General features: G+C 52.3%; 17 protein-coding genes. 12 read left to right on the top strand and 5 right to left on the bottom strand.

Translation table 11 applies throughout. The annotated features are described in order from the left end of the window. Positions 1–36: 36 nt before the first annotated feature. The 6 genes from IE117_RS06280 to IE117_RS06255 all read left to right on the top strand — a co-directional run bounded on the left by IE117_RS06280 (position 37) and on the right by IE117_RS06255 (position 12,793). A complete protein-coding gene (locus IE117_RS06280; protein ID WP_189563453.1) occupies positions 37–558 on the top strand; it encodes a YybH family protein in 522 nt (173 codons plus the stop codon). Positions 559–673: 115 nt separating this feature from the next. After that, a complete protein-coding gene (locus IE117_RS06275) occupies positions 674–2,158 on the top strand; it encodes a DUF1501 domain-containing protein (protein ID WP_189563452.1) in 1,485 nt (494 codons plus the stop codon). A gap of 87 nt (positions 2,159–2,245) precedes the next feature. Next, positions 2,246–3,757, top strand: coding sequence for a c-type cytochrome domain-containing protein (locus tag IE117_RS06270; protein WP_189563451.1), 1,512 nt, complete (start codon positions 2,246–2,248; stop codon positions 3,755–3,757). Between the two features lie 463 nt (positions 3,758–4,220). Further along, positions 4,221–7,436 carry a SusC/RagA family TonB-linked outer membrane protein gene (locus IE117_RS06265; RefSeq protein ID WP_189563450.1) on the top strand — a complete coding sequence of 1,072 codons (3,216 nt, stop codon included), beginning with the start codon at positions 4,221–4,223 and terminating at the stop codon, positions 7,434–7,436. A 20-nt stretch (positions 7,437–7,456) separates the two neighbouring features. Further along, positions 7,457–9,322 carry a RagB/SusD family nutrient uptake outer membrane protein gene (locus tag IE117_RS06260; protein ID WP_189563449.1) on the top strand — a complete coding sequence of 622 codons (1,866 nt, stop codon included), beginning with the start codon at positions 7,457–7,459 and terminating at the stop codon, positions 9,320–9,322. 117 nt (positions 9,323–9,439) lie between these two features. Next, complete coding sequence (locus tag IE117_RS06255; protein ID WP_189563448.1) at positions 9,440–12,793, top strand: VCBS repeat-containing protein; 3,354 nt, start codon at positions 9,440–9,442, stop codon at positions 12,791–12,793. Positions 12,794–12,888: 95 nt separating this feature from the next. Here the strand turns inward: IE117_RS06255 and IE117_RS06250 are convergent, their stop codons facing one another. The 4 genes from IE117_RS06250 to IE117_RS06235 all read right to left on the bottom strand — a co-directional run bounded on the left by IE117_RS06250 (position 12,889) and on the right by IE117_RS06235 (position 17,690). Further along, the gene (locus tag IE117_RS06250; protein ID WP_229580408.1) at positions 12,889–14,073 is read right to left on the bottom strand and encodes an aldose epimerase family protein; all 1,185 of its coding nucleotides are present in this window, start codon (positions 14,071–14,073) and stop codon (positions 12,889–12,891) included. A gap of 82 nt (positions 14,074–14,155) precedes the next feature. Next, the gene (gene galK, locus IE117_RS06245; RefSeq protein WP_189563447.1) at positions 14,156–15,322 is read right to left on the bottom strand and encodes a galactokinase; all 1,167 of its coding nucleotides are present in this window, start codon (positions 15,320–15,322) and stop codon (positions 14,156–14,158) included. Positions 15,323–15,423: 101 nt separating this feature from the next. Next, positions 15,424–16,461: an endolytic transglycosylase MltG gene (gene mltG, locus IE117_RS06240; RefSeq protein WP_189563446.1), complete on the bottom strand. Its 1,038-nt coding sequence runs from the start codon at positions 16,459–16,461 to the stop codon at positions 15,424–15,426. 149 nt (positions 16,462–16,610) lie between these two features. Then, on the bottom strand, positions 16,611–17,690 hold the full coding sequence (locus IE117_RS06235) for an Ldh family oxidoreductase (RefSeq protein ID WP_189563445.1): 1,080 nt from the start codon (positions 17,688–17,690) through the stop codon (positions 16,611–16,613). 108 nt (positions 17,691–17,798) lie between these two features. On the opposite strand from IE117_RS06235, the gene IE117_RS06230 reads away from it, so the two are divergent. The 6 genes from IE117_RS06230 to IE117_RS06205 all read left to right on the top strand — a co-directional run bounded on the left by IE117_RS06230 (position 17,799) and on the right by IE117_RS06205 (position 24,454). Next, on the top strand, positions 17,799–19,421 hold the full coding sequence (locus IE117_RS06230) for a DUF4139 domain-containing protein (RefSeq protein ID WP_189563444.1): 1,623 nt from the start codon (positions 17,799–17,801) through the stop codon (positions 19,419–19,421). Between the two features lie 98 nt (positions 19,422–19,519). Beyond that, entirely contained in the window at positions 19,520–20,140 is a 621-nt protein-coding gene (locus IE117_RS06225) for a DUF502 domain-containing protein (RefSeq protein ID WP_189563443.1), read from the top strand. Positions 20,141–20,155: 15 nt separating this feature from the next. Further along, positions 20,156–20,770 carry a hypothetical protein gene (locus IE117_RS06220; protein ID WP_189563442.1) on the top strand — a complete coding sequence of 205 codons (615 nt, stop codon included), beginning with the start codon at positions 20,156–20,158 and terminating at the stop codon, positions 20,768–20,770. Between the two features lie 109 nt (positions 20,771–20,879). Beyond that, the gene (locus tag IE117_RS06215; protein ID WP_189563441.1) at positions 20,880–22,112 is read left to right on the top strand and encodes a 3-phosphoshikimate 1-carboxyvinyltransferase; all 1,233 of its coding nucleotides are present in this window, start codon (positions 20,880–20,882) and stop codon (positions 22,110–22,112) included. Between the two features lie 21 nt (positions 22,113–22,133). Next, positions 22,134–22,808, top strand: a complete 675-nt coding sequence (locus IE117_RS06210) for a hypothetical protein (RefSeq protein WP_189563440.1) — start codon at positions 22,134–22,136, stop codon at positions 22,806–22,808. Then, on the top strand, positions 22,805–24,454 hold the full coding sequence (locus tag IE117_RS06205; RefSeq protein ID WP_189563439.1) for a S8 family serine peptidase: 1,650 nt from the start codon (positions 22,805–22,807) through the stop codon (positions 24,452–24,454). Before IE117_RS06210 ends, IE117_RS06205 begins: the two co-directional genes overlap by 4 nt. 57 nt (positions 24,455–24,511) lie before the next feature. On the opposite strand, the gene IE117_RS06200 is transcribed toward IE117_RS06205, so the two are convergent. Further along, entirely contained in the window at positions 24,512–25,033 is a 522-nt protein-coding gene (locus tag IE117_RS06200) for an NUDIX hydrolase (RefSeq protein ID WP_229580406.1), read from the bottom strand. Positions 25,034–25,077 lie beyond the last annotated feature (44 nt).

The following is a 25,077-nucleotide window of genomic DNA, read 5'->3' as shown; positions in this document are numbered from 1 at the left end:
TAGATGACATGTTTTGATGGGATAATTGACAAAATCATGCGCAGAAATCTCAATACAACTAGTTGCACTCTCATTGGCCTGATGCTGAGTTGGGGTACATTATTTGTGTTCAGCTCCTGTCAGTCAAATTCTCAAAATGACACCAGTACCCCTCAGGCCCGGCAGGAAAACGAGGAAGCATTCAGGACCACGATGCAGAAGCACCTCGGCGCGGTCGCCAACAAGGATCTGGCCACGTTGAAATCCACGCTTTCGCCCGATGGAAAAATGGTGCTGATTTTGCCCCAAACCGAAATCACCAATACGGTGGACGAATTCATGAAGTACCACCAGGAATGGTTTCAGGACACTACCTGGACTTTTGAGACGAAAATTCTGACCACTGAGATTGCTGACAGCCTGGGTATGGCCATTACCGAAATCGTGTACCGTGAACCCGAGCGGTATGGCAAGCCTTATTTCAATCGCATGATTGTGAGTTATGACCTGAAGAAAAGCGGGAACAGTTGGTACGTGATTAAAGACCACGCCAGCTCTGTTGAAAAATCAACCGATTGAGGTCACTACTGACAAATCAATCAACAGAGCTTTCAATTTGTAGATTAGAATCACAGAAAAACTTTCTTTTCCCGATAGCCGTTAAACTGGGAAAGTAGCTGAAAATCCACTGATTATGAATAACCTGCTCAAAGAATTCCAACACGCCGAACTGCAACGTCAAACCCGCCGACACTTCCTGAAAGAATGCGGATTTGGCTTGGGGGCTATCGGCCTGGGTTCGCTACTGGGCAGTTGTGGTACTTCCGGCTCCGAAACTGCCGCGCCGGCCCTCCCCGACGACCCGATGGCCGTACGGATGCCGCAGTTTGCGCCCAAAGCCAAGCGCGTGATTTACATTCACATGGCGGGTGCCCCCTCCCAGCTCGAACTCTTCGACTACAAGCCAGAACTGGAAAAGTACCACGGCAAAGACTGTCCGGCGGAGTTTCTGGAAGGGAAAAAATTCGCCTTCATTCAGGGCGTACCCAAGATGCTCGGCCCGCAGGGAAAGTTTGCGCAGCACGGGCAGTCGGGCGCCTGGATTTCCAACTATCTACCTTACCTTCAATCAGTTGCCGACGAGATCACCTTCGTCAAGGGAATGTACACCGACCAGTTCAACCACGCTCCCGCGCAACTCCTGATGCACACGGGAAGCCCACGCCTCGGACGCCCCAGTTTGGGGGCCTGGTCGGTATATGGTCTGGGCTCCGAAAACCAAAACCTGCCGGGCTTTATCGTACTCGCCTCCGGTGGCAAGCAGCCTGACGCCGGCAAAAGTGTGTGGGGCAGCGGGTTCCTGCCCAGTGTCTATCAGGGCGTGCAGTGCCGCACGGGTGGCGATCCGGTACTTTACGTCAGCGATCCCAGCGGCATGAATCGCGACATTCGCAAAAGTACCATCGAGGCCATCAACGAAATCAATCGCCAGACTTACGAAGAAGTTCAGGATCCCGAAATCCTGACGCGCATCAGCCAGTACGAAATGGCGTTCAGGATGCAAATGTCCGTGCCGGAGGTAATGGATGTTTCTCAGGAGCCCCAATATATCCTGGACATGTACGGCGTCAAGCCGGGCGACGGAACTTTCGCCATGAATTGCCTGCTGGCCCGAAAACTGGTGGAAAACGGCGTCCGTTTCGTGCAGCTCTTCGACTGGGGCTGGGATACGCACGGCACGAGTGCAAGCGGCGCCATCGAAATCGGTCTGCACGACAAGTGCCGCGAGTCCGACCAGGCAGTAGCCGGATTGTTGAAGGATTTGAAAATGCGCGGTCTGCTCGACGAGACCCTGGTCGTTTGGGGCGGCGAGTTTGGCCGAACCCCCATGCAGGAAAACCGCAACGGTCAGGTACTTCCCTTCATGGGTCGCGACCACCATTTGGATGCATTCACGATCTGGATGGCAGGAGGTGGCGTCAAGAAGGGTTTCAGCTTTGGCGAAACGGACGAGCTGGGATATTACGCCGTAAAGGACAAAACGCACGTTCATGACTTGCAGGCTACGATTCTCCATTTGATGGGTTTTGACCACGAAGAATTCACTTATCCTTTCCAGGGCCGGAACTTCCGGCTGACGGATGTAGCGGGGAAAGTGATCAAGCCGGTGCTGGCCTAGGGGCGTCATGGGTAGGTATTCGATTTTTTCGTCTTTCTGAAAGACTTGCTGCCTACTGTGGCATCAATTAGTGATTTTACGTTTTTCATGCTCTCGATTTTTCTCCTTCAAGTATCCGACTGGGCCCTGTTTTTTGGCCGTTTCCATCCTGTTCTGGTCCATTTGCCAATAGGCTTCCTTTTGCTGGCTGCCCTGCTTGCCATTGGAAAACGCTTCGGCAAAGTAAGCATCGGTAACGCAACGATTTCCCTCATCCTGCTCGTGTCGGCCATTAGCGCGACCATTGCCTGTGGCGCGGGCTATTTGCTATCACTGGGCGGCGGCTACGATGAAGAAATCCTCGACGAGCACATGTGGCAGGGAATCGGCGTGGCGGCTTTTGCGTGGGTGGCCTGGGCGGTACAGTCCGATTTTATCCATAAAAAACTCCCCGTCAGCCGTGTCGTGTACTTGCCCGCTCTTGGCCTCGCCACCATTCTCACAATGGTGGCCGGTCACCACGGCGGTAGCCTTACCCATGGCGAAGGGTACTTGACGGCCTACACACCCGAACCATTCCGCGGCCTGGCGGGCATGGAACCGCGGCGCGAGGAAATCACCGAGATCAAGCCCATCGCCAATGTGCAAGAAGCCGTTGTTTATCAAGACATTGTGCAGCCTATGCTCAGCATCCATTGTACGCAATGCCACAACGCCACCAAGAAAAAGGGCGACTTACGGATGGACAGTTTTGAGTACCTAATTAAAGGTGGCGAGAATGGACCAATTTTCGTGGCTGGAAAAAGCGAAGAAAGCGAAATGCTTAAACGCTGCCTTCTACCGCTGGAAGACGATGACCATATGCCGCCCAAAGGAAAGCCGCAGCTCTCCGACAACCAGCTTGCCCTGCTGGCATGGTGGATCGACCAGGGCGCTCCCATCGATAAGAAGGTGGCCGACCTGAAGGCCGATGACAAAATCAAGCCCGCCCTGGCTTCGCTCAGCGAGGCCCCGGCCGACTCCAAAGCCGGCGGCTCTCAGTCTACCGAGTCGCCTGTGCTGAGCCTTAAAGTACCCGAACCTGACGAGAAGGCTTTGGCTTCGCTCAAATCTTTGAACCTGCTGGTAAACCCGGTGGCCAGCGAACAGAATTTCCTGGAAGTGAGTGCGGTCAATGCTCCGGAATTTTCGGATTCAAAAGTTGCTGTGCTGACGCCGCTGGCTGAACAAATTATCTGGCTCAAACTGGGTGATACTAAAATCACCGACGCTGCCCTGAGCGAAATCGCCAAGCTCAAAAATCTCAATAAACTACATCTGGAGTACACCGGCGTCACCGATGCCGGGCTGAAAAACCTTGAAGAACTCCCCTATCTCGAATACCTCAACCTTGTCGGCACCAAAGTAACCGATGCCGGGCTTCAGGGCGTGGCCAACATGAAAACGATCCGCAATGTTTTTGTCTGGAAAACAGCTGTGACGGATGCGGGAATCGCCCAACTCCGGCAGGCCCGGCCTGACCTGAATGTCGTCACTGGCCTTGACGAAGCCGCTGTTGCCGCCTTTCTGCAAGCCGGGAAGGGAGATTCCAGCCAGGTTGCTGCGAAAGTAAAAAAATAGGTTGAACTGGCAGGTGCCCGAATGCCTCATTAAACGCGCCTTAAAGCATTTCAAAAGGTACAAAATCTGCCCGATCCTGCTTATTGAGAACCGCCCTGACTGAACCAGGGCTTCGTCCAAGCGATATTCAGCTGGCAGCGAAGGTGATTTCCTGATCATACTCGCTCGAATTGATTATGCCGGGGAAATGGCAGCTTTTGGGGCCTCTCTTTCTGCACCCTATTTGCTTTATTTAAAACTTTTAAAAAAAAATCCTACTTCCCTAGTAAAAGGGAGGTAGATTTTCCTTTTGAGAGTACCTCTCAAACCCATCCGCCTATGTGAAACTCGATAAGAATGCTTTGACCGTGACACTATTCAGCCCAGGGCAAAAGTTTTTTTATGCCGCCCAACCTACGAATAATTAGCCACTGGCTAACCACGCAAATTCCATCTTACTCCAATTTTGTTTAAACATTAACCTATGAAAATTACTACCCACAGGGCCAATCTGCCTGGCAGAATATGGCTGTTATCACTCATTTTCCTCTTGACGGCAGCATTCGGCGCATTTGCGCAGGATGTCACTGTGACGGGAAAAGTTAACGACGAAGCCGGAACCGGGATTCCCGGTGTGAACGTGGTGGTCAAAAGCTCCACACGGGGAACGACCACCGACGCTGAAGGAAACTTTACCATCAATGCACCTGGCGCCAATTCCACACTTATTCTTTCTTCAATTGGTTTTACCACCCAGGAAATCGCATTGAATGGTCGCACTAACCTCACCGTACAACTGGCCACGGACACCAAATCACTCAACGAGGTGGTTGTGGTTGGTTACGGTACTCAAAAGAAGGAAACCGTGACAGGTTCGGTCGTATCTGTGAAGGGCGACGAACTTGTTAAATCTCCCGCTGTCAACCTGGCCAACTCCCTGGCGGGACGACTTCCAGGCGTAACAGTGGTGAACCGTTCCGGTGAGCCTGGCGCCGACGGAGCTACGATCCGTATTCGGGGTGCCAATACGCTGGGTAACAATAGCGCACTAATTGTAATCGACGGCATTCCTAACCGTTCCGGTGGTCTGGACCGGATCAATCCTAATGACATCGAGAGTATTTCGGTACTAAAAGATGCGGCAGCGGCTATCTATGGCTCACGGGCAGCCAACGGGGTTATTTTAATTACGACCAAGCGGGGCAAGACCGGTAAGCCTTCGCTTTCTTACTCTTTTAATCAGGGCTTTGCCAACCCGACGGTAATCCCCGAGAGGGCTGATGCCGCCACCTACACGGGTATGCTGAACGACCTTGACATTTACGGATTACCCGTAGCGGAGTGGGCAGCGGCCAATGAGGCCTACAAGACCACGGGTTCTTATACGCGTCCCGATGGCACAGTCCGCAAGGCACCCTTTACGCCCGAAGATATGGAGAAGTACCGCGATGGCTCCGATCCCTGGGGTCACCCTGATACCGACTGGTTCGGGGCAACTTTTAAGAACAATTCCCCGCAGTCGCGCCATAATGTGCAGCTAACTGGCGGAACCGAAAGCTTAAAGTACCTGGCCTCGCTGGGCTATCAGAACCAGGATGGATATTACATCAATTCTGCCACAGGCTATAAGCAGTACGATATTCGGATCAACCTTGACGCTACCATCAATAAATATGTCAAAGTGAACATGGGCATCCTGGGTCGGCGCGAAGCCCGGTCTTATCCCACTAGAAGTGCAGGCGCGATTTTTCGGATGTTGAACCGGGGTAAACCGCAAGAGCCGGCCTACTGGCCCGACGGACGGCCCGGACCCGACATCGAGAATGGTGAAAACCCCGTAGTAATCACGACTGATCTGAGCGGTTACGACAAGAATAATCAGGATTACGTGCAGACCAATGGATCGCTCGAGATCAAGATTCCGGGCGTAGAGGGTTTGAAATTCACGGGAACAGCCGCTATCGACACCAGAAGCCTTCTCCGGAAAACATGGCAGATTCCCTGGACATTGTACCAGCGGGGTAGCGGCTTCGAGGCCGACGGTACAACTCCTGTATTAGTGCCCGCTGTGCGCGGCCCCGCCGAACCTAACCTACGCCTTGAAAATTCAAACCAACTGAATATTTTGTTGGGTGGGGTGGCTTCTTATGACAAAGTAATCGGTAACCATACTTTCAACGTTCTGGCGGGTATGAACCGGGAGACTATCTCGGGCGACAATTTTAACGCCTATCGCCGATTCTTCATATCACCTGCCCTGGACCAGTTGTTTGCCGGGGGTGATTTGCAGAAGGACAATGGAGGTGGTGCCTTCAACACGGCCCGTATCAACTACTTTGGTCGGGTAGGCTACAATTACAAGGAGAAATATATAGCCGAATTTCTGTGGCGTTACGACGGCTCGGACATTTTCCCCCCTGCCACCCGTTATGGCTTCTTCCCCGGTATTATGCTGGGCTGGGTCGTATCGGAGGAAGGATTCTGGAAGAACAATGTTCCAGCGGTCAACTTCTTTAAAATTCGGGGCTCTGTGGGACAGTTGGGTAATGACCAGGTGTACATTCCTAACACCACGACCCTGGCCACCTACCAGTACTTGTCCACGTATGGTTTCCGTAGCTACATCATCGGTGGCAACGAAACTAAGACCCTGTTCGAAGCCCGCGTCCCTAATCCCAATATTACCTGGGAGGTGGCCACTAACTCGAACATTGGTATCGACGCCCAGCTTTTCAATGGCAAAGTGACCGTAGAGCTGGATGCATTTAGCAATCATCGGACCAACATTCTTTATTTCCGGAATGCATCAGTTCCCGAAAGTACGGGTCTAAACTTACCTTCTGAAAATATTGGTGAAGTTAAGAACAGAGGCTGGGAGTTCAACATCGGCTACAGAAACGCAATCAAGGACTTTAAGTACAACGTCGGAATCAACGGTGGTTATGCCCAAAACAAAATCATTTTCTGGGATGAAGCACCCGGTGCCCCCGATTGGCAGCGTTCGACGGGCAAGCCGATCAATACCGGCGTTTTTTATCAGTATGACGGGGTATTCAAGGATCAGGCGGAAATCGCTGAAAATACTTTGGATTATTCAGCCATCGTGAACCAACTGCGTCCTGGCGACATGAAGTATAAGGACATCGGTGGCCGCGACCAAAACGGAAACTTTGTCTTTGGACCCGACGGCAAGATCAATGCGGATGACCGGATCCGTGAGAAGTTCACCAACCTCCCGCTGTTTCAGGGCGGCATCAATTTGGGTGCGCAGTACAAAAACTTCGACTTGACGGTGCTATTCCAGGGAGCCGCCGGAGCGAAGCAGTACGTAAGTACGGGTGAATCCGGCAACATTGGTAACTTTTTACAAGAAGTTGCCGACAATCGCTGGACAATCGACAATCCAAGCAGCGTCCATCCGCGTATAGCTAATAGGAGTGACCAATACTATTCCAATGGTAACACCTACTGGCTGCAGAGCACGGATTACATCCGTCTGAAAAACATGGAAATAGGCTACTCACTCCCATCGGAGATTATCAGCAAAGTAGGTCTGAGCCAATTTCGGCTGTATTTTAACGGTTTAAACCTGTTGACCTTCAGCAAAATGAAAGCGTATGATCCAGAAGCTGCTAACGATACGGGATATTATTATCCGCAGCAAAAAGTGGTGAACTTCGGTTTAACTGCCACCTTTTAATCCAAAAACCCACAATTATTATGAAAAAATTTAAAATTATGGCATTGACGTTTGTCGCAGCGACGGTAACTTTTACCAGTTGCAACGACGACTTCGTCAACACCGAGCCACTTAGCGAACTCTCGCAGTCGGCTGTATGGACAGATGCTGCCCTGGCGGAAGCTTTCGTCACTGAAATCTACGCAGGTTTTAACGTTGGCGGCTTCGAGGAGCAGTCGCTTTCTTCTCTGACCGACGAAACCATCTTTACGCACCCTGGCCGCGGTATAACAACAATCACTGAGGGCCGCTCTAATCCCGCCGACATTGGTTGGGTGAGCGCGAACCTCCGTTGGGATGCAATGTATTCCCGTATACGAGCGGCGAATCTGGCCCTGAAAAATCTGGCAGACCCTCAGTTTCCAAACACCGGTAACATCGTGGAACGCCTGCAGGGTGAGGCCAAGTTTATGCGGGCATTCTATTATCATCAATTAGCTCGCTATTATGGTGGCGTTCCCATCATCGATCGGCCCTATGAACTGGGCGAGGCAGATTATCTGGCACCCCGCAATACCTGGGAAGAAACTGTCAATTTCATTGTAAAAGACTGTGACGAGGCCGCCACCTTACTGGATGGAAGAACCATGGCAAATGGCCGGGCGAACAAAGCAGCGGCCCTTGCGCTCAAGGCTCGTATCCTGACCTATGCAGCCAGTGACTTGCATGATGTTCCTACGGCTAAATCTAAATCCACCACGATCTCAGGGTTTTCAAACCCTGAACTGATTGGCTATGTAAGTGGCAGTCGTACGGAACGGTGGCAGAAAGCAAAAGACGCTGCCAAGGCAGTAGTTGACCTGAATCGGGGATATAAAATGGACTTAACTTCCCCCGCTACCCCACCAGCGCAGGGAACCGCGAACTACATGGACATTTCCCTTGCCCGTAACGGTGGACAGACAGAACTCTTGATGGCAAGGTATTTCACTAATGCCAAGCAGGAGAATGGCGGACGCCTGGGTCTTTACAACGGTCCCAATGGCTACAATAACTGGGCGGGCAACACCCCCATCCAATTACTGGTGGACGACTACGAAATGATGGATGGCACCAAATTTAGCTGGAGCAATCCCGTACACGCGGCTGACCCTTACGCTAATCGTGACCCTCGCTTTGAAGCTTCAATCTTGCACGAAGGATCGCCCTGGAAAGTTCGCTCCAACGCCAACCTTCCCAAAGATCCCGCCAGCCAGATTCAGACGGGTCGTTATGAGGTAATCAATGCGGCTGGTCAGAAAGTGACCCATTTTGGTCTTGATACCCGCCAAAGTTCCATCGAGGACTGGAACGGCAGCTACACTGGTTATTACATCCGTAAGTTTACCGATCCAAACCCCGCTATCGTCGACCAGAACACCTGGCAGCAAATCCCCTGGCCTATTCTGCGTTACACTGAAGCCGTATTCAATTACGCCGAGGCGTGTATCAACTTGGGGCAGGAAGAGGAAGCCCGTACTTGGCTAAACAAAATCCGTTTCCGGGCGGGTATGCCTGCCATCACCGCAACGGGTGCCGCTTTGGTAGATAAATTCCGCAATGAAAAGCGAATTGAAATGCTTTATGAAGAGCAACGGTACCACGATGCCCGCCGCTGGATGATTGCCCCTACAACCCTAGGGCGTAAGGCAAACGGGATTAATATCGTGGGTACGTTGAAACCGGGTAAATCGGTAACCGTGTATAAATTCAGCAAGGAAAATTACGATTACACGTACACTCCTTTCGAAATCGACCCAGGCAAAGAAAACCGAGCCTGGAATGATAAGTTGTATTTCCTGCCCATTTCGCAAGCCGAAATTAACCGGAACGACAAGCTGGTACAGAATGCGGGCTATGGAAAATAATATGTTCTCCATCTATTGATGTTACAAAAAAGAATCCGGGTCGGCAGTTTGTCGGCCCGGATTCTTTTTTGCATTTTTAAAAACCATTTTTTGTATAGAAATCATCCTTTCGGACTTATGTCGGTGTATACCTTACTTTGGCGTGGAACAGCCTTATTTTTTTGCTTCGGAATACTATCGAGTTGTCAGAAACAAACTGATGAGAAGCAGGAGGAAGCCGCACCGGAAAACCCGCTTTTTACGCTCCTGGCTCCCGAGCAAACGGGCGTCACTTTCGAAAACACCCTTACCGAAAGCCTGAACGGCAATGTGCTGATGTACGAGTACTTTTACAACGGCGGCGGCGTGGCTGTGGGCGATCTCAACGGCGACGGCCTGGACGATATTTATTTTTCGGGTAATCAGGTGGGTAATCGCCTATATCTGAATAAAGGAGATCTTAAATTCGAGGACGCAACTACCCCGGCGGGCGTAGCGGGTCGCGACGGCAACTGGAAGACGGGTGTGACGATGGCCGACGTGAACGGCGATGGACGGCTGGATATTTATGTTTGCTATTCAGGAAACTACCCGCCGGAGTACCTGGCCAATCAATTGTTCATTAATCAGGGTCCGGACGAAAAAGGCGTTCCGAAATTTTCCGAGCAGGTCAAAGAATACGGTCTGGCGGGTGAATCAACCAGTACACAGGCCACTTTTTTCGACTACGATAAGGATGGCGACCTGGATATGTTCCTGCTCAACCATAACCCCAAGTCGCTGCCCATCCTGAATGAACTCGGTACGGCAATGGTCCTCAAAGAAGACAACCCGGCCTACGGCGTCCGACTGTACCGCAATGATGGTAACAAATTCAAAGACGTGACTCAGGCGGCGGGCATCCAAAGCTCAGCCCTTTCTTATGGCCTTGGTGCGGGTGTGGCGGATGTCAACGGGGATGGCTGGACGGACATATACGTGTCCAATGATTACCAGGTACCTGATTATTTATACATAAACGATAAAAAGGGCGGCTTCACAGACCAACTCGATAGCCACATCGGCCATACCTCCCACTTCTCGATGGGCAGCGACGTGGCTGATATTAATAACGATGCCCGTCCGGACATCCTGACTCTGGACATGCTGCCCGAGGGCAACCGCCGCCAGAAACTCCTCATGGCACCCGACAACTACCAGAAGTTTGACCTTAACGTGCGGCTGGGATTCAATCACCAGTACATGCGTAACATGCTGCAAATCAATGACGGCAACGGGCAGTTCCAGGAAATTGGTCAACTCGCCGGGCTATCCAATACCGACTGGAGCTGGTCAGCGCTGTTCGCCGACTTTGATAACGACGGCTGGAAGGATCTGCACATTACCAATGGCTACCTGCGCGACTACACCAACATGGACTTCCTGAAGCACATGAGCGACTACGCCCAAAACCAGTCGCAGGGTCTCAAACGTGCCGACGTATTGGAACTAGTGTACCAGATTCCGTCCTCGAACCTCACAAATTACGCCTTTCGGAATGGGCGGGATTTGCAATTCGAAAACACCACCCGCGCCTGGGGTCTGGATCGCCCGTCGAATAGCAACGGCGCCGCCTACGCCGATTTGGATAACGACGGTGATCTGGATTTAATCGTCAACAATGTCAATCTGCCCGCTTTCATTTATCAGAATCAGGCCAATGTTTTATCGAAAAATCATTTTCTGAAAATAAAGACCCAGGGCAAAGGCGCCAATACGCAGGGCATCGGGACACAACTGACTTTGTACAGCGGGGACCAGGAACAGTACCTGGAACAAATGCCCACGCGTGGCTATCAGTCAAGCGTATCGCCGATTCTGCACTTTGGCCTGGGCGAGAAAACTACCATTGATTCGCTGCAGATAGTATGGCCTTCGGGCAAAATGCAGATGCTGGTAAATCCGAAAGTGGATCAACTACTGACGGTTTCTGAAACTGATGCTACGGGTAGTTACAAATGGGGCGAGAAAGTGAATGCATTTTTTCAGGAAGTACCCTCCCCTATTGCTCACCAGGATGCAAAAATGGAAATCAACGATTTCTACCGCCAGCCGCTTCTGGTTAATCCGCTATCATTCTCCGGGCCGTGCCTGGTCAAGGCGGATGTGAACGGCGACGGGCTGGAAGATGTCTTCGTGGGGGGCAGCAAGGGACAAGCCAGCGAACTATTTCTACAGCAGAAGGGAGGGACTTTTAGCAAAAAAAGTACCCCTTCCTTCGCCAGTGCAGCTGGTCAGGTGACGGACGCAGTATTTTTCGACGTCAATGGTGACGGTGCAGTAGATCTCTACGTAGCGCACGGCGGCTACGCGGATTTCGAACCTAAAGACGCCCGCTTCCAGGATATGCTTTATCTGAACGATGGGAAAGGCAACTTTGCTATCAGCCCGAACGCCCTGCCTAAAATGCTGACCAGCACGGGGGCCGTTTGCGCGGGCGACTTTTCGGGCGACGGGAAGCCCGACCTTTTCGTGGGCAGCCGCGTGGTACCGGGCCGCTACCCCGAGACGCCCGAAAGCTACCTGTTGGTAAATGATGGCAAAGGGAAGTTCACCAACCAAACCGCGGAGATATCGCCAACGCTGGCCAGAATCGGCCTGGTCACTGATGCCGCCAGTGCCGACCTCAACGGGGATGGGAAGGCAGATTTGGTCGTGGTGGGTGAATGGATGCCCATCACCGTTTTTATCCAGGAAAACGGCCGGGCGGCGTTCCGTAAGCTGACCGACAAAACGAAGGAGTACTTTGATAAGGAATACCAGGGCTGGTGGAATACGCTGCTCCTGGAAGACCTAAATGGCGATAATAAGCCCGACTTAATCGTAGGAAATCAGGGTCTTAACTCCCAGGTACGGGCCAGCGACAAAGAAATGGCCGCGCTGCACTACAAGGATTTCGACGGTAACGGCACCATCGACCCTATTCTGAGTTTTTACGTGCAGGGCAAAAACTACCCCTACATCACCCGGGACGAGCTCGTGATGCAAATGAGTAGCATGGGCGCACGCTATCCAGACTACAAAAGCTACGCCGATGTGACACTAAATGACCTTTTCTCCAACCGGGAACTGAAAGACGCCGGAAAACTGGAAGCAAACTACCTGAAAACCGCCTGTTTCATCAATTCCGGCAGCAAGTTTCAATTAAAAGAACTACCGCTGGAAGCACAGTTTTCGCCCGTGTTCGCCGTAGCATCGCTGGATTACGATAAAGATGGCAAGAAGGATCTGATCCTCGGCGGCAACACCAGTCAGGGGCGGTTGCGCCTGGGAAAGTACGACGCCAACTACGGTCTTCTGCTCAAAGGCGACGGAAAAGGCAACTTTACCACCATTCCGCAAAAACAGTCCGGCTTCCGACTCACGGGCGATGTCCGCAGCATTCTTTCAATAAGCGACAAACTACTCTTTGGAATAAACCAAAAGCAGATGAAGGCGTACCACCTCAAATAGCGGAATCAGCTTTTTTTGAGCAAGAAAAATCCCCAGTCCGAAAACGAGATTTCGGGTTGGGGATAAAAAAATTCAATATCAACACTTACAGATAACTACTTCCGAACCGACATCTTGAAAACCGTCGAAGTACTGTACGTCTCCCCGGGACGCAGCGTCACGGATGGAAACTGTGGCTGGTTGGGCGAATCGGGGTAATGCTCGGTTTCGAGGCAGAAACCCATGCGCTTGCTGTACGTGGCGCCTTTACCGCTCAATTTTCCATCCAGGAAGTTACCAGTGTAAAACTGCACGCCCGGCTCGGTAGTGGATACTTCCAGCACCCGGCCGCTCGTGGGTTCATAGACGGTCGCAGCCAGCGCCATGTTGTTGCCAACGCGGTCGATGACCCAGCAGTGATCGTAGCCACCGCCCATTTTGATTTGCTCGTCGCTTTCGTCGTCGATGCGCGCACCGATGGGGGTCGGCTCTCTGAAATCGAAGGCTGTGCCGGTCACGGAAATCAGCTTTCCGGTAGGAATAAGCGTGGCATCCACTGCGACCAGGCTATCAGAGTTAATTTTCACGACGTGATCGAGCACATCCCGCTTCAGGCCGGTGAGGTTGAAGTAGCAGTGATTGGTCAGGTTGACGACAGTCGGCTTGTCGGTGGTGGCCTGGTAGTCGATCTTCAACTCGCCGTCGTTGGTCAATGTGTATGTAACGGTCACGTCGAGCTTGCCGGGGTAGCCTTCCTCCATGTCGGCGCTGGTCGTGGTGAGTTTCAGCCCTACGGTCGAACCTTCCTTCATTTCCTCGGCCTGCCAGACTTTTTTGTCAAAGCCTTTCGTCCCGCCGTGCAGGTGGTTGGGTCCGTTGTTCTTGACCAAAGTGTTGTAGGTTTCCCCATCCAGCTTGAATTCGCCCTTGGCGATGCGGTTTCCGTAACGCCCCACCAGCGCCCCAAAGAAGGGGTGTCCGGCCACGTAATTGCTCAGCGAGTCGAAGCCAAGTACCACATCGGCCATCTGCCCGTCTTTGTCAGGAGCCATCCATTTGGTAATGATGCCGCCGTAGTTGGTGATTTGCACTACCATGCCATTGGCGTTGGTCAAAGTGTAGAGATCAACCGCCTCGCCGTCACCCGACGTGCCGAAAGCCTCTTTTGTGATTGTGGATTCCATGTCTTGATTTTCCTCGTTTTTTGTTTCACAATTCGTTAATACGGCACCGAGCAACGCCAGGACCATGATCGGCATGAGCTTTCGCAGGGGCTTCAATTGGGCAAGTTTGGTAGTCATGGGAGAAAGGGTAGTTATGGTTTAGGAAACTTGAAGTTCGGCAGGAAAAGGGCCCGAAGCGGAGAAAATACTCTTACCCCCTTCACGCGGTCATTTCGGAGGTTCCATCGGTGATGCTCACCCGGTAACAGGGTAGTTCCACATCAAATTTCTCCTGATAAGCCTTTTTCATCAACTTTTCAAAATTCTCGACCCCGCCGCGCCGCACCAAGTTTATGGTGCAGCCACCAAAGCCCCCACCCATCATCCGGGCACCCGCCACATCGCCAAGGGACCGGGTCTGATCCACCAGAAAGTCCAGTTCGGGGCAACTCACCTCGTAGCCATGCTGCAGACCTTGGTGGGTGTCATACATTTTTTCGCCGAACCCAGCCAAGTCTCCTTTAAGGAGCAGCTCACACGCCGTTTGTACGCGCTGAATTTCCTCCGTCATGAATTTACAGCGCTTATAGACCGTAGGCCCCATTTCGTCCTTGTGTTCGGCCACCATGGCGGGCGTCGCATCGCGCAGACTTTTTACTTCGGGATAATGTGCCTGCAAGATTTCCACACCCCGTTCGCATTCCTGGCGCCGGAGGTTGTATTCCGAATCAGCCAGTGAGTGCTTCACTTTGGTGTCACAGAGAATCAGCAGGTACTTTTCCATCGGGAACGGAAAGTACTCGTACTCCAACGAGCGGCAGTCGAGTTGAATGACAGATTGCTCCTTGCCGAATACCGACGCGAATTGGTCCATGATGCCGCACTTCATGCCCACATATTCGTTTTCGGCCCGCTGCGCCATCTTCACGATTTCCAGCCGGTCCAGGCCTAATCCGAACAACTCGTTCAGGGCAAAAAGAAGACAACATTCCAAAGCAGCTGAGGATGACATCCCCGCACCCACGGGCAGGTCTCCGCCAAACGACGCCTGAAACCCTTTGATTTTCAAACCTTGTTTCTGCAATTGGTCCAAAACCGAAAGCTGATACACGGGCCATTGCTGCTCGGGCCTGGTCAAATCATCGAGCTGAAATTCATAGGTCTCGCCCAAATCCACGGCCTCTAATTGCACCAGATTATCCTCCCGGGGAGCAATGGCGAAATAGACGGCCTTATCAACACTGGCGGGTAGCACGAAGCCATTGTTGTAATCCGTATGCTCACCGATAAGGTTGATGCGTCCCGGTGAGCGGAAGAGGCGGTGAGTTTGCTGGTACTTTTTAGTAAAGGCGTCCCGGATGCGGTCGGCGGTAGGGTTTGGGTTCATAATCGTTGTCAATTTGGAGTGCCGGAATGAGTGAATGTCGGAATATGCGATACGGCGAAAACAATAGTCCGGCATTCACTCATTCCATATTAAAAGTACCCCTATCGCATAATCTGCAACCTGTTCAATTCTGCCTGGTAAAGCCGGGCATTGGCCAGGTGGTCGGCGTAGTTTTCGGCAAATGCGTGGTAACCCGATAGGTCCGCCTTAGCGCACATGTAAGTGTAGTCATGCTTTTCGTAATTCAGCACCGCATCCAGCGATACCTGGTCGGCCAGACGGATAGGACCGGGCGGCAGACCGGTATTACGATAGGTATTGTAGGGAGAGGGCGTCATCAGCTGGGCAGTCAAAATACGCTTTATGGCGAAATCACCGAGGGCAAACTTCACCGTCGGGTCGGCCTGCAGCGGCATCCCGGCCTGCAGGCGGTTGATATACATGCCGGCCACGCGGGGACGCTCGTCGGGTTTGCGGGCCTGTTCCTCTTCCACGATGGAGGCCAGGATGGATACTTCTTCGGGCGTCAGGTTAATCGCTTTGGCCTTGGCTTTCCGCTCGTCGGTCCAGAACTTCTGGTACTCGCTGTGCATCCGATCAAGGAAGCGTTCGGGACTCACGTTCCAGTAAATGTCGTAGGTATTGGGCAGGAACATACTCACGATGGTCGTCGTGTCGAAGCCGTACTTCTGGGCCAGGGCGGGATCGCCGAGGGCTTCGCGAAACTTCTGCTCGCCAAACTCAAAGCGTGGGCCGATGCGCCCGATCAGTTCGCTTTTCAGCCGGATGTTGTTAAAAGTGAGTCGCACGGCGTCCTGATTTCCCTCACGCAGTTTCTGAACAACCGTGTAGTTGGTCGCATCCGGCTTGATCAGGTAACGCCCTGCTTTCACCCGCTCCGGGTACTTTAACAGTTTGGCTACAAAACGAAAAGAAATCTCATCGTTGATGACCTGATTCTTTTTAAGTGTGTCCACGACCGATTCGTAGGTGGCATTTTCGGGGATGAGCAGCGCGAAGCTACGATCCGCTTCAAGCTGCAGATTCGGCGTCTTGAATATTTGCCAGAAATAAAAGGTGAAAGTTGTGGTAAGTACCGCCAGGGTAATGAAAATACCTACTTTGAGATTACGGGACATTTAATTTAGTTGACAGTTGAAAATGGAAAGTTGACAATGTGGTTTACACTCAACTTTAAGCAGTATGATGACTTACCTGTGATTTTTTTGCGATTACAACCAATTACGACATTCACTACTCTGTAGAAAAATGCTTACTCCGACATTCACTAATTCACTAATTCAAAATTAACAGAAAACCGCTTACTCAACTCGACCAACGATTCTACCACGGGTGGCAGCAGGGGAATACCTTCCTGTCGGCGTTTTGCTTCGGATTCGCGTTCCGGATCACCGGGAATGAGCACCTGATGTCCCTCGATGGCGCGGGCGTTGCGGAAAGCACCGATCCAGCGGTCCATGTTGTTTTTGAATTCGTCGGCGGGCCGGAAACCATCAACGCGCATAGCCCCCAAAAAGTGTCCGGTGCCCAGGCCAACGCCCGCCTGTGCGGCCATAAAGCCCGCCGTGGCGAAGGGCGGCACCCAGGGACCGTAGTTGGCACCGGAAAGTACCCCGGAAAATATGTCCACGATGGCTCCCAGGCCATAGCCTTTGTGGCTGCCATGCTCGCGGTCGGAGCCGAGGGGCAGCAGGCCGCCGCCACTTTTCACGGCGTTGGAATCATCAGTCGGCTTGCCTTCGGCGTCCTGCGCCCAGCCCAGCGGGGCGGGCAAGCCTTTTCGTTGCAGTATCTCGAATTTGCCATACGCCACAGCGGTGGAGGCAAAGTCGGCTACAAAAGGAGGTTCGTTGCGGGTCGGGACGGCAACGGCCAGTGGGTTGGTACCCAGCATTTTGTCAAGCGAGAAGGTTGGAGTCACCAACGGGGCAGCATTGGTCATCGTCCAGCCGATCATGTCGCGGTCGAGCGCCAGCATGGCATGGTAGCCGGCAATACCAAAATGGTTGGAGTTGCGCACCGACACCCAGCCCGAGCCAACCTTGTCGGCCTTATCCATCGCGATCTGCATCGCTTTGGGCGCAACGACCAGGCCAAGGCCCCGATCGCCATCCACCGTGGCGGTGCTGGGCGTTTCGTGGACGACTTTTACTTGCGGAGAGGGATTCAGGCGGCCATTGTCGTAAAGCCGCACGTAACCCGCCAATCGGGCAATGCCGTGCGAGTCGATACCGCGCAGGTCGGCGCTGATGAGGACTTCGGAAGCCAAAAGAGCTTCTTTCGGCGGACAGCCGATTTTTTCAAATATTGTTTGAACGAATTTTTGTAAATAGTCAGCCTTATACATAAGAATGTCCTTGCTTTTTAAACATCTGGGGTCTTTTTCTCTCTGAAAACAAACCTACCATTAACACCACACCTTACAAAAGTAGTTTTCATCCCAATCTATCATGCCATGAAAAAAACCATTGTTTTTGTCGCCCTCACCTTTTTTGTGCTGACGGCTTACTCCCAAAGTACTGACCCGCAAACTACCTCCCCTACCCTGACCCACGCCACGGTATTTCTCAATCGGGCTGAGCTGACCGCCACTGCGAAGGCCACCATTCCCTCCGGCGAGCAGCGGCTGATTATCGACAACATCCCGTTGAGTATCGACCGCAACAGCATTCAGGTGAAAGGATCGGGCGATGCCGTGATTACGGGCGTACGTTTCGTGCAAAATTACCTGCAAAATGCGCCCCGTCCCAAAAATATTCTGCAATTGGACGACTCGCTGCGTACCGTGCAGGACGACATCGCCGCCGCGCAGCTCTCGCTATCGGTGCTGGAAGAGGAAAGAATGCTCATCATAACCAACAGGCAGCTAACCGGGACGGCCACGGGAGTGAAAGTTGCCGACCTGAAAGAAATGGCCAACTTCTACCGCGAGCGACTGACCGACATCGGCGCAAAGTCCATTAAAGTAAAAGAACGCCTGAAAGACCTACAACAGCGGGAGAACAACTTTAAAAACCAACTTTCTAATTGGCAAAACAGCCGCAACCGTCCCACCGGTGGCATTGAAGTGAGCCTCAAAGCCACGACCCGCACGGCCTTAAATCTGGAATTATCTTACGTGGTCAATGGCGCGGGCTGGCGGCCCATTTATGATCTGCGGGTGAAGGAGACTAATGCTCCGGTAGCCCTGGCCTATAAAGCGGAGGTTTTTCAGAACACCGGACAAAACTGGGACAATGTAAAGCTGACGCTATCTACGTCCAATCCAGCGCTCGGCGGGATGATGCCCACGCTTGGCGTACAATATGTGGACTTCCCAAAACTCGTTCGGATGCAATCCAAGGGAAGAGTTAATTTTTCGTCGGAGGTAGTCAAGAAGGAGGCGATACCCGCAGAAACAGCCCCGATGGCTTTGGGAGCTCCAATGGCTGATGTCCAAACTACCGCCGACTACACCCAAATTACCGCCAACGACCTTTCAGTTTCTTTCGACATCGCTCTGCCTTACGACATCCCCTCGGGCGGACAGCCGCAGTTGGTGGATGTAGCCCGGCACGAAGTACCTGCCAACTACCGCCACTTTGCCATTCCGAAACTCGATACGGACGCCTTCCTGGTAGCGCAGCTGGTAGACTGGGAAAAATACAATTTACTGAACGGTAAGGCAAACGTGTATTTTCAGGGAACCTACGTGGGTGAAACGCAGTTGATTACGCAGAACACCAACGACACCCTCAATGTATCGCTGGGCCGCGACAAAAAAGTGGTCGTGAAGCGCGAACGCCTGAACGAATTCAGCAGTAAACGTTTCATTGGCAGTAATATCCGTGAAACGGTCACCTACAGGATCACGGTGCGCAACACGAAGTCCGACGCTGCCCGGCTAACCCTGGAAGACCAGGTACCCGTCTCGCAGAACAGCGACATTGAGGTGAGCGTGGAAGAGACTTCCGGGGCAAAGTACAATTCTGAAACCGGAAAATTAACCTGGGATGTAAATTTAAAACCCAACGAAAGCCGTACTTTTGACATCCGTTTCGAGGTAAAGTACCCCAAGGGACAGGCAGTCGTATTTTAATTTTGAATGAGTGAATTAGTGGATGAGAGAATGCAGCTTTCGCAAGCTAAACTTCCATTCACTAATTCACTCATTCGCTCATTCAAAATTGTCTTCATATGAACAGCCCTTTCCTCAATCGCATTTTCGGGTACTTTGTGCGAGGATTGGTGTTGGTAGCACCCTTATATTTTACCATTCTGATTATCTGGACCGGTGTGGAGGCGCTGGATGGCATTTTGCCGGTTTCCATCCCTATTTCGGCCAAGAAAACGATCTACCTTCCCGGTTTGGGAATGCTCATCATTCTTTTGGGCATCCTATTGCTGGGTTTTTTCTTCTCGACGGTCGTTCCCCAATCTTTTTTCAGGTTCACTGAGCGTATTCTGCGAAAAATCCCGTTGGTCAACCTGATTTTTTACTCGATCAAAGATCTGATTTCAGCCTTCGTAGGTGACAAAAAGAAATTCAATCAGCCCGTACTGGTGACGATTAACCGCGAGTCGGACGTCAAAAAACTGGGCTTTATCACCCAAACCGATCTCAGCCATTTGTACATAAAGGATTATATTGCGGTCTATATGCCGCATTCCTATGCCTTTTCCGGGGAGCTGTTTATCGTACCGATTGCGAATGTCACCCTGCTGAATGCCAACAGCGCCGACATCATGAAAATGATCGTGTCCGGCGGCGTATCAGCCAAGGACTACTCACCGGAATACGAGGAAGAAGAGGGTTAAAAGACAGATTTGAGGATGAAAGCTATTTTTTGTGGGCTGCTGTTATTTCTGGCCGTTGCCGGGCCGGGTCGGGCGCAGGATCATTACGACCCTGCGAAAGCGCTGTCGAGCGAAGAACTGTTTTTGAAGCAGTACAACAACAAGCGGGTATTCACCAAAGCCGGAGAGCGCTACCTGGCCCTCGATGCCTCCCCCATGCTCGGTGCCTTCCACCGCTACCGGTATTTTCCCGGTGATCAAATCCGCTTTAAGGTAAAGGGTGTGCCACAGCGTATGCGGAAGGAGATTTACACGGTGACTGACAGCAGCTTTACTTTCAGCTATGTCAACCAGCTGGAACGGAGGATGGAAGTTGAGGAAATACTGCTGGGGGATATCCAAAAAATAAAGACTTTCCGCCGCATCCCCTGGGTGACCGAAGGCTCGGCGATCCTGCCCTTAGCGGGCCTGATTTTCATTGGTGCTGACTTTTTTAACAAAGGCTTGGACGGACAACGTTTTACCACCGACGCAAAAACACTGGCCATTGGCGGTGCATTGGCCGCCACGGGTTTCATTTGTTATAAATTCAGTTTTTCCTCGGTAAAAATCAACGGCCATAATCGTATCAAAGTCCTGAAAACATATTGAAGCAGCAGGCGTGGGTAGTTCGGTCTTCGACTTCCAGCCTGTCTTTGGAGGTATTACGCCTCGCCAACATATCATACATTCTCAACTTTCAACTCTCCACTAAAATTAAGTGTCCCAGGTAACCGTTCACCCTCCGCAGAAAAAAGTACACGCCGAGATAAAACTCACCGCTTCCAAAAGCGAATGCAACCGCGCCTTGATCATCGACGCGCTGACAGGTTTCAAATGCAGCTTAACCAACATTTCTGAGGCCCGGGACTGCCAGACCATGCAGCGACTGCTGGCCTCGGACGGGCCGGTAGCCGATGTGATTGACGCCGGGACGACCATGCGTTTTCTCACTGCCTACTTCGCTATCACGGGCCAGCGCAAAACCATGACCGGAACGCCGCGAATGTGCGAACGTCCTATCGGTCTATTGGTAGATGCGCTGCGGCATTTGGGTGCGAAAATCGAGTATGAACAGAAAGAAGGCTTTCCGCCGCTGCGCTTAGAAGGTTTCAACTATTCAGGAAAAAATAATCTCAACATCCGTGGCGATGTCAGCAGTCAGTATATCTCAGCCCTGCTCATGATCGCTCCGCTTTTGCCCGATGGCCTGGTGCTAACCCTGGAAGGCGAGGTCGGTTCCCGGCCCTACATCGAAATGACGCTTCAGCAAATGGCGTATTTCGGTATCAAATTCCAGGCTGATTGGTCGGCCCAAACCATCACCGTGCCAGCCCAGTCTTATCAGCCCAAGTCCTACGCCATCGAGTCCGACTGGTCGGGAGCGAGTTACTGGTACAGCATTGTGGCCCTGGCCGAAGAAGCCGAAGTGGAGCTACTAGGTCTTAAGGAAAATTCTCTGCAAGGCGATAGCGCCATTGTAGCAATTATGTCCCATTTGGGTGTTAAAAGTACCTTTACCGAACGGGGAGTTCTTTTGCAAAAAACAAAAGCCGAATCCTCCCTGGATTGGGATTTTACCGACTGCCCCGACCTGGCCCAAACCGTCGCCGTTTGTTGCGCCATGAAAAACATCAAACTCACGCTCACGGGCGTGGAAAGCCTGAAAATCAAGGAAACCGACCGCATTTATGCTTTACAGGAGGAACTGAAGAAGCTGGGAGCAGAATTGGTGGAGGTAGAAACCAACCATCGTTACGAACTCAACCGGACTCAGGAGGTTGCTTCGGATATCACACCCTCCATCCATACCTACGATGACCATCGTATGGCCTTGGCTTTCGCCCCCGTTGGCATGCTACGCTCGGTAGTTATTGAAGAGCCCGGCGTAGTTGTCAAGTCTTATCCGAACTTCTGGGAACATCTGAAGTCGGTTACAGAAGTGGCGGAATAAATCATTGGCTCATTAATTTTGATGGCTCGCCTATCGGTCGCTTGTTCATTTCTCTTGCTTCTCATCGCGTGTGAGGGTAATGACTCGCCTCGTCCCGATCCCGGCTACGAATATTTTCCCCTGGAAACGGGTACTTTCCGGGAATACGAAGTGACCGAAACCCGCTACGCCTTGGCGCAGCCCGCCCAAACCCGCACCTACCGAATCCGCGAAACCATCGGCCTAAAATATACCGACGCCAGCGGGCAGGACGTTTACCCTTTCGAGCGCTCGGTTCGCGAGGGTAAAGCCTGGCGGGTAGATTCCGTCGGTTTGGCCTGGCGTACCGCCGATCAGGCTTTTCGTACAGAAAATGGCCGTACTTTTATCAAAATCCAGTTTCCAGTCAGGGAAAGTTTGCGCTGGAACGGGAATTTGTATAATACGCTCGGCAAACAAATTTTTGAGATAAATGCAGTAGACAGACCGCTGATGCTCGATTCCTTAGCCTTCGCCCGAACTATCACCGTGGTGCAGCAAAACGATTCGACGCTGCTTTCTCTTCGTAAAAGTCAGGAAACATACGCCGGGAATATTGGTTTGATTAAACGCGAACAAACCAGTGTGCAGTACTGCGGCACCCCTGATTGCTTAGGGAAGGGAATTATTGATTATGGTTTTACAAAAACCACGCTACTGAAAAATTACGGACGATGAAGAAATACTATCTGCTTCTCAGCTTGCTACTCCTTGCCCTTCCGGGAATTCGGGCGGAAGCGCAGGTGCTGCCACGTTATTTTATTTATTTCAAAGATAAAGCCAACAGCACTTTCTCCGTCCAGAATCCCGACGCTTTCCTTTCCCAAAGGGCTATTGCCCGACGGCAGCGGCAAGGTATCGCCATCACGACTTCTGACCTCCCGGTGAATAGTACTTACATTCAGGCCGTGCAGCAGACGGGTGCCAAAGTGTTCTTCACCTCCCGATGGTTCAATGCCGCCCTGCTGGAAGCCACCGACGCGCAATGGGCCGCGATCAAAGCGCTCCCGTTTTATAAAAGTACCGAGCGAAACCTGCCCATCGCTCCCGCCAGTACACCTGGCGTAGCCCGCCTGGGTGCCGTTCACGATAAATTCGGGGCACAGGAGACTATCGACTACGGGCAAACGCAGGGCCAGCTCGCCATGCTGGGCATTCCTGCCATACACGAAAAAGGCTTTCACGGTGAGGGAATGCTCGTCGCTGTGCTAGACGCCGGGTTTCCCAAAGCCAACGAGGTCGGGTATCTGAAGCCGGTTTTCGATAGTAAGCGAATGCTGGATACGTACGATTTCATATCCAGGAAAACGGGTGTTTACGACAACCACCCGCACGGGCTCAACTGCCTGTCGATCATCGGCGCCGAGCAGCCGGGCCTGATGGTAGGCGCCGCCTATAAAGCCAGCTTTGCGCTCTATCGCACCGAAAACGATTTCAGCGAAACCCCCTATGAGGAAGCGACCTGGATCATGGCCGCCGAGCGCGCCGACAGCCTTGGTGTAGACATCATATCCAGCTCGCTCGGCTACAACTTGTTCGATAATCCGGTGTATGATTATACTACCCAGCAGCTCGACGGACGAACTGCCCTTATATCGAAAGCGGCCCTTTACGCAGCCCGCCGCGGAATTCTGGTAGTCAATTCGGCGGGCAACTCCGGCAATGACCCTTGGAAGTTGGTTACGCCTCCCGCCGACGCAGATTCCATATTGGCCATTGGCGCAACGTTTTCCAACCGCAGCTACGCCCCGTTCAGCTCCATAGGTCCTACGACAGATGGTCGCATCAAGCCCGACGTTTCGGCGCAGGGCGTGGGAACTACCATCGGGAACTCCACCGGGGGAGCTACTTCCGGCAGCGGCACCTCGTTTTCCGCCCCCCTTATAGCAGGCATGGCCGCGTTACTCTGGCAGGAATTCCCGTATCTGACGGCGCAACAACTTATCAAGGTAATAAAACAAGCCGGTGATAAGGCCGCCAACCCCGATAATCTGCTGGGCTACGGTATCCCTACAATCCAGAAAGCCGAAGAGCTGGTCCGCCAGACTTACGCGCCTCTGGCGACAGAACCCGGCGAGTTGGTCAGCGTAGAGCTTTACCCCAATCCCACGAGGGAAGAGGTGTACTTGCGTTTTGGCAACAATCAAGTACCTGGTGCCACCGATGCCCAAATTCTGAGTACGGCGGGCGTCAGCCTTACAACGGCAATGCCCGTCACCCAAGCCAATGTCCGTTTACCAGTCGGAATGTTGCCAGCCGGGTTGTATTTTGTTAAAATCACGACACCGCAGGGCGTCCGGGTACTGAAATTCCTCAAATATTGAGGGGCTGGACACTAAACGTTGGGTTCAGGACTTTCGCAAACTTCCAGCATCGGGTACTTAAGCATCTGAATGAGGCAGCGTCTTCCGTTGCATGCGAAGAATGCTCTCCGAGGAGTTGTACAGGAATACTTCCTCCATCGGCACCCAGCGGATGTCCTTCGATTCGGAATTTCGGATTACTTCTGCCGCAGGGTCAGCTTCCAGCAAGAATCGAATATCGTAGTGAAAATGGGTCGGCTCGCCCGGCCGGGCCGGAATGGAATGTACATCCACATCGAAAATACTGCTGGTTACAGGCTGCACATCAGCGCCTGTTTCTTCCTGTGCCTCTTTCATGGCCACACGCAAAACATCGGAATCACCATCGCAGTGACCACCGGGCTGAAACCATCGGTTGAGTTTACTATGGTGCATCAGTAATACCTGGGAGCGATCAGGCGACACCACCCAGCCCGAGGCCGTTACGTGGCCAACGCGCAGCGAGCGTTCGAAGCAATCGGGATGCGTTTCCACAAACTCGATGGTACGCAGCCACATATCCCACTCAAATTCGTCACGGGGGACATGATTATTTAACATAGCTAGCAGTACTCCTCGCGGCATGGAAATAGGGTTTGTGGGAA

Source organism: Persicitalea jodogahamensis (assembly GCF_014651615.1).
Lineage (GTDB): Bacteria > Bacteroidota > Bacteroidia > Cytophagales > Spirosomataceae > Persicitalea > Persicitalea jodogahamensis.
This window is presented reverse-complemented; position numbering and strand designations above follow the sequence as displayed.

Coding starts and splice junctions, on each gene's coding strand:
- IE117_RS06280 (WP_189563453.1), top strand. CDS start 37: ATGCGCAGAAATCTCAATACAACTAGTTGCACTCTCATTGGCCTGATG.
- IE117_RS06275 (WP_189563452.1), top strand. CDS start 674: ATGAATAACCTGCTCAAAGAATTCCAACACGCCGAACTGCAACGTCAA.
- IE117_RS06270 (WP_189563451.1), top strand. CDS start 2,246: ATGCTCTCGATTTTTCTCCTTCAAGTATCCGACTGGGCCCTGTTTTTT.
- IE117_RS06265 (WP_189563450.1), top strand. CDS start 4,221: ATGAAAATTACTACCCACAGGGCCAATCTGCCTGGCAGAATATGGCTG.
- IE117_RS06260 (WP_189563449.1), top strand. CDS start 7,457: ATGAAAAAATTTAAAATTATGGCATTGACGTTTGTCGCAGCGACGGTA.
- IE117_RS06255 (WP_189563448.1), top strand. CDS start 9,440: ATGTCGGTGTATACCTTACTTTGGCGTGGAACAGCCTTATTTTTTTGC.
- IE117_RS06250 (WP_229580408.1), bottom strand. CDS start 14,073: ATGACTACCAAACTTGCCCAATTGAAGCCCCTGCGAAAGCTCATGCCG.
- galK (WP_189563447.1), bottom strand. CDS start 15,322: ATGAACCCAAACCCTACCGCCGACCGCATCCGGGACGCCTTTACTAAA.
- mltG (WP_189563446.1), bottom strand. CDS start 16,461: ATGTCCCGTAATCTCAAAGTAGGTATTTTCATTACCCTGGCGGTACTT.
- IE117_RS06235 (WP_189563445.1), bottom strand. CDS start 17,690: ATGTATAAGGCTGACTATTTACAAAAATTCGTTCAAACAATATTTGAA.
- IE117_RS06230 (WP_189563444.1), top strand. CDS start 17,799: ATGAAAAAAACCATTGTTTTTGTCGCCCTCACCTTTTTTGTGCTGACG.
- IE117_RS06225 (WP_189563443.1), top strand. CDS start 19,520: ATGAACAGCCCTTTCCTCAATCGCATTTTCGGGTACTTTGTGCGAGGA.
- IE117_RS06220 (WP_189563442.1), top strand. CDS start 20,156: ATGAAAGCTATTTTTTGTGGGCTGCTGTTATTTCTGGCCGTTGCCGGG.
- IE117_RS06210 (WP_189563440.1), top strand. CDS start 22,134: ATGGCTCGCCTATCGGTCGCTTGTTCATTTCTCTTGCTTCTCATCGCG.
- IE117_RS06205 (WP_189563439.1), top strand. CDS start 22,805: ATGAAGAAATACTATCTGCTTCTCAGCTTGCTACTCCTTGCCCTTCCG.
- IE117_RS06200 (WP_229580406.1), bottom strand. CDS start 25,033: ATGTTAAATAATCATGTCCCCCGTGACGAATTTGAGTGGGATATGTGG.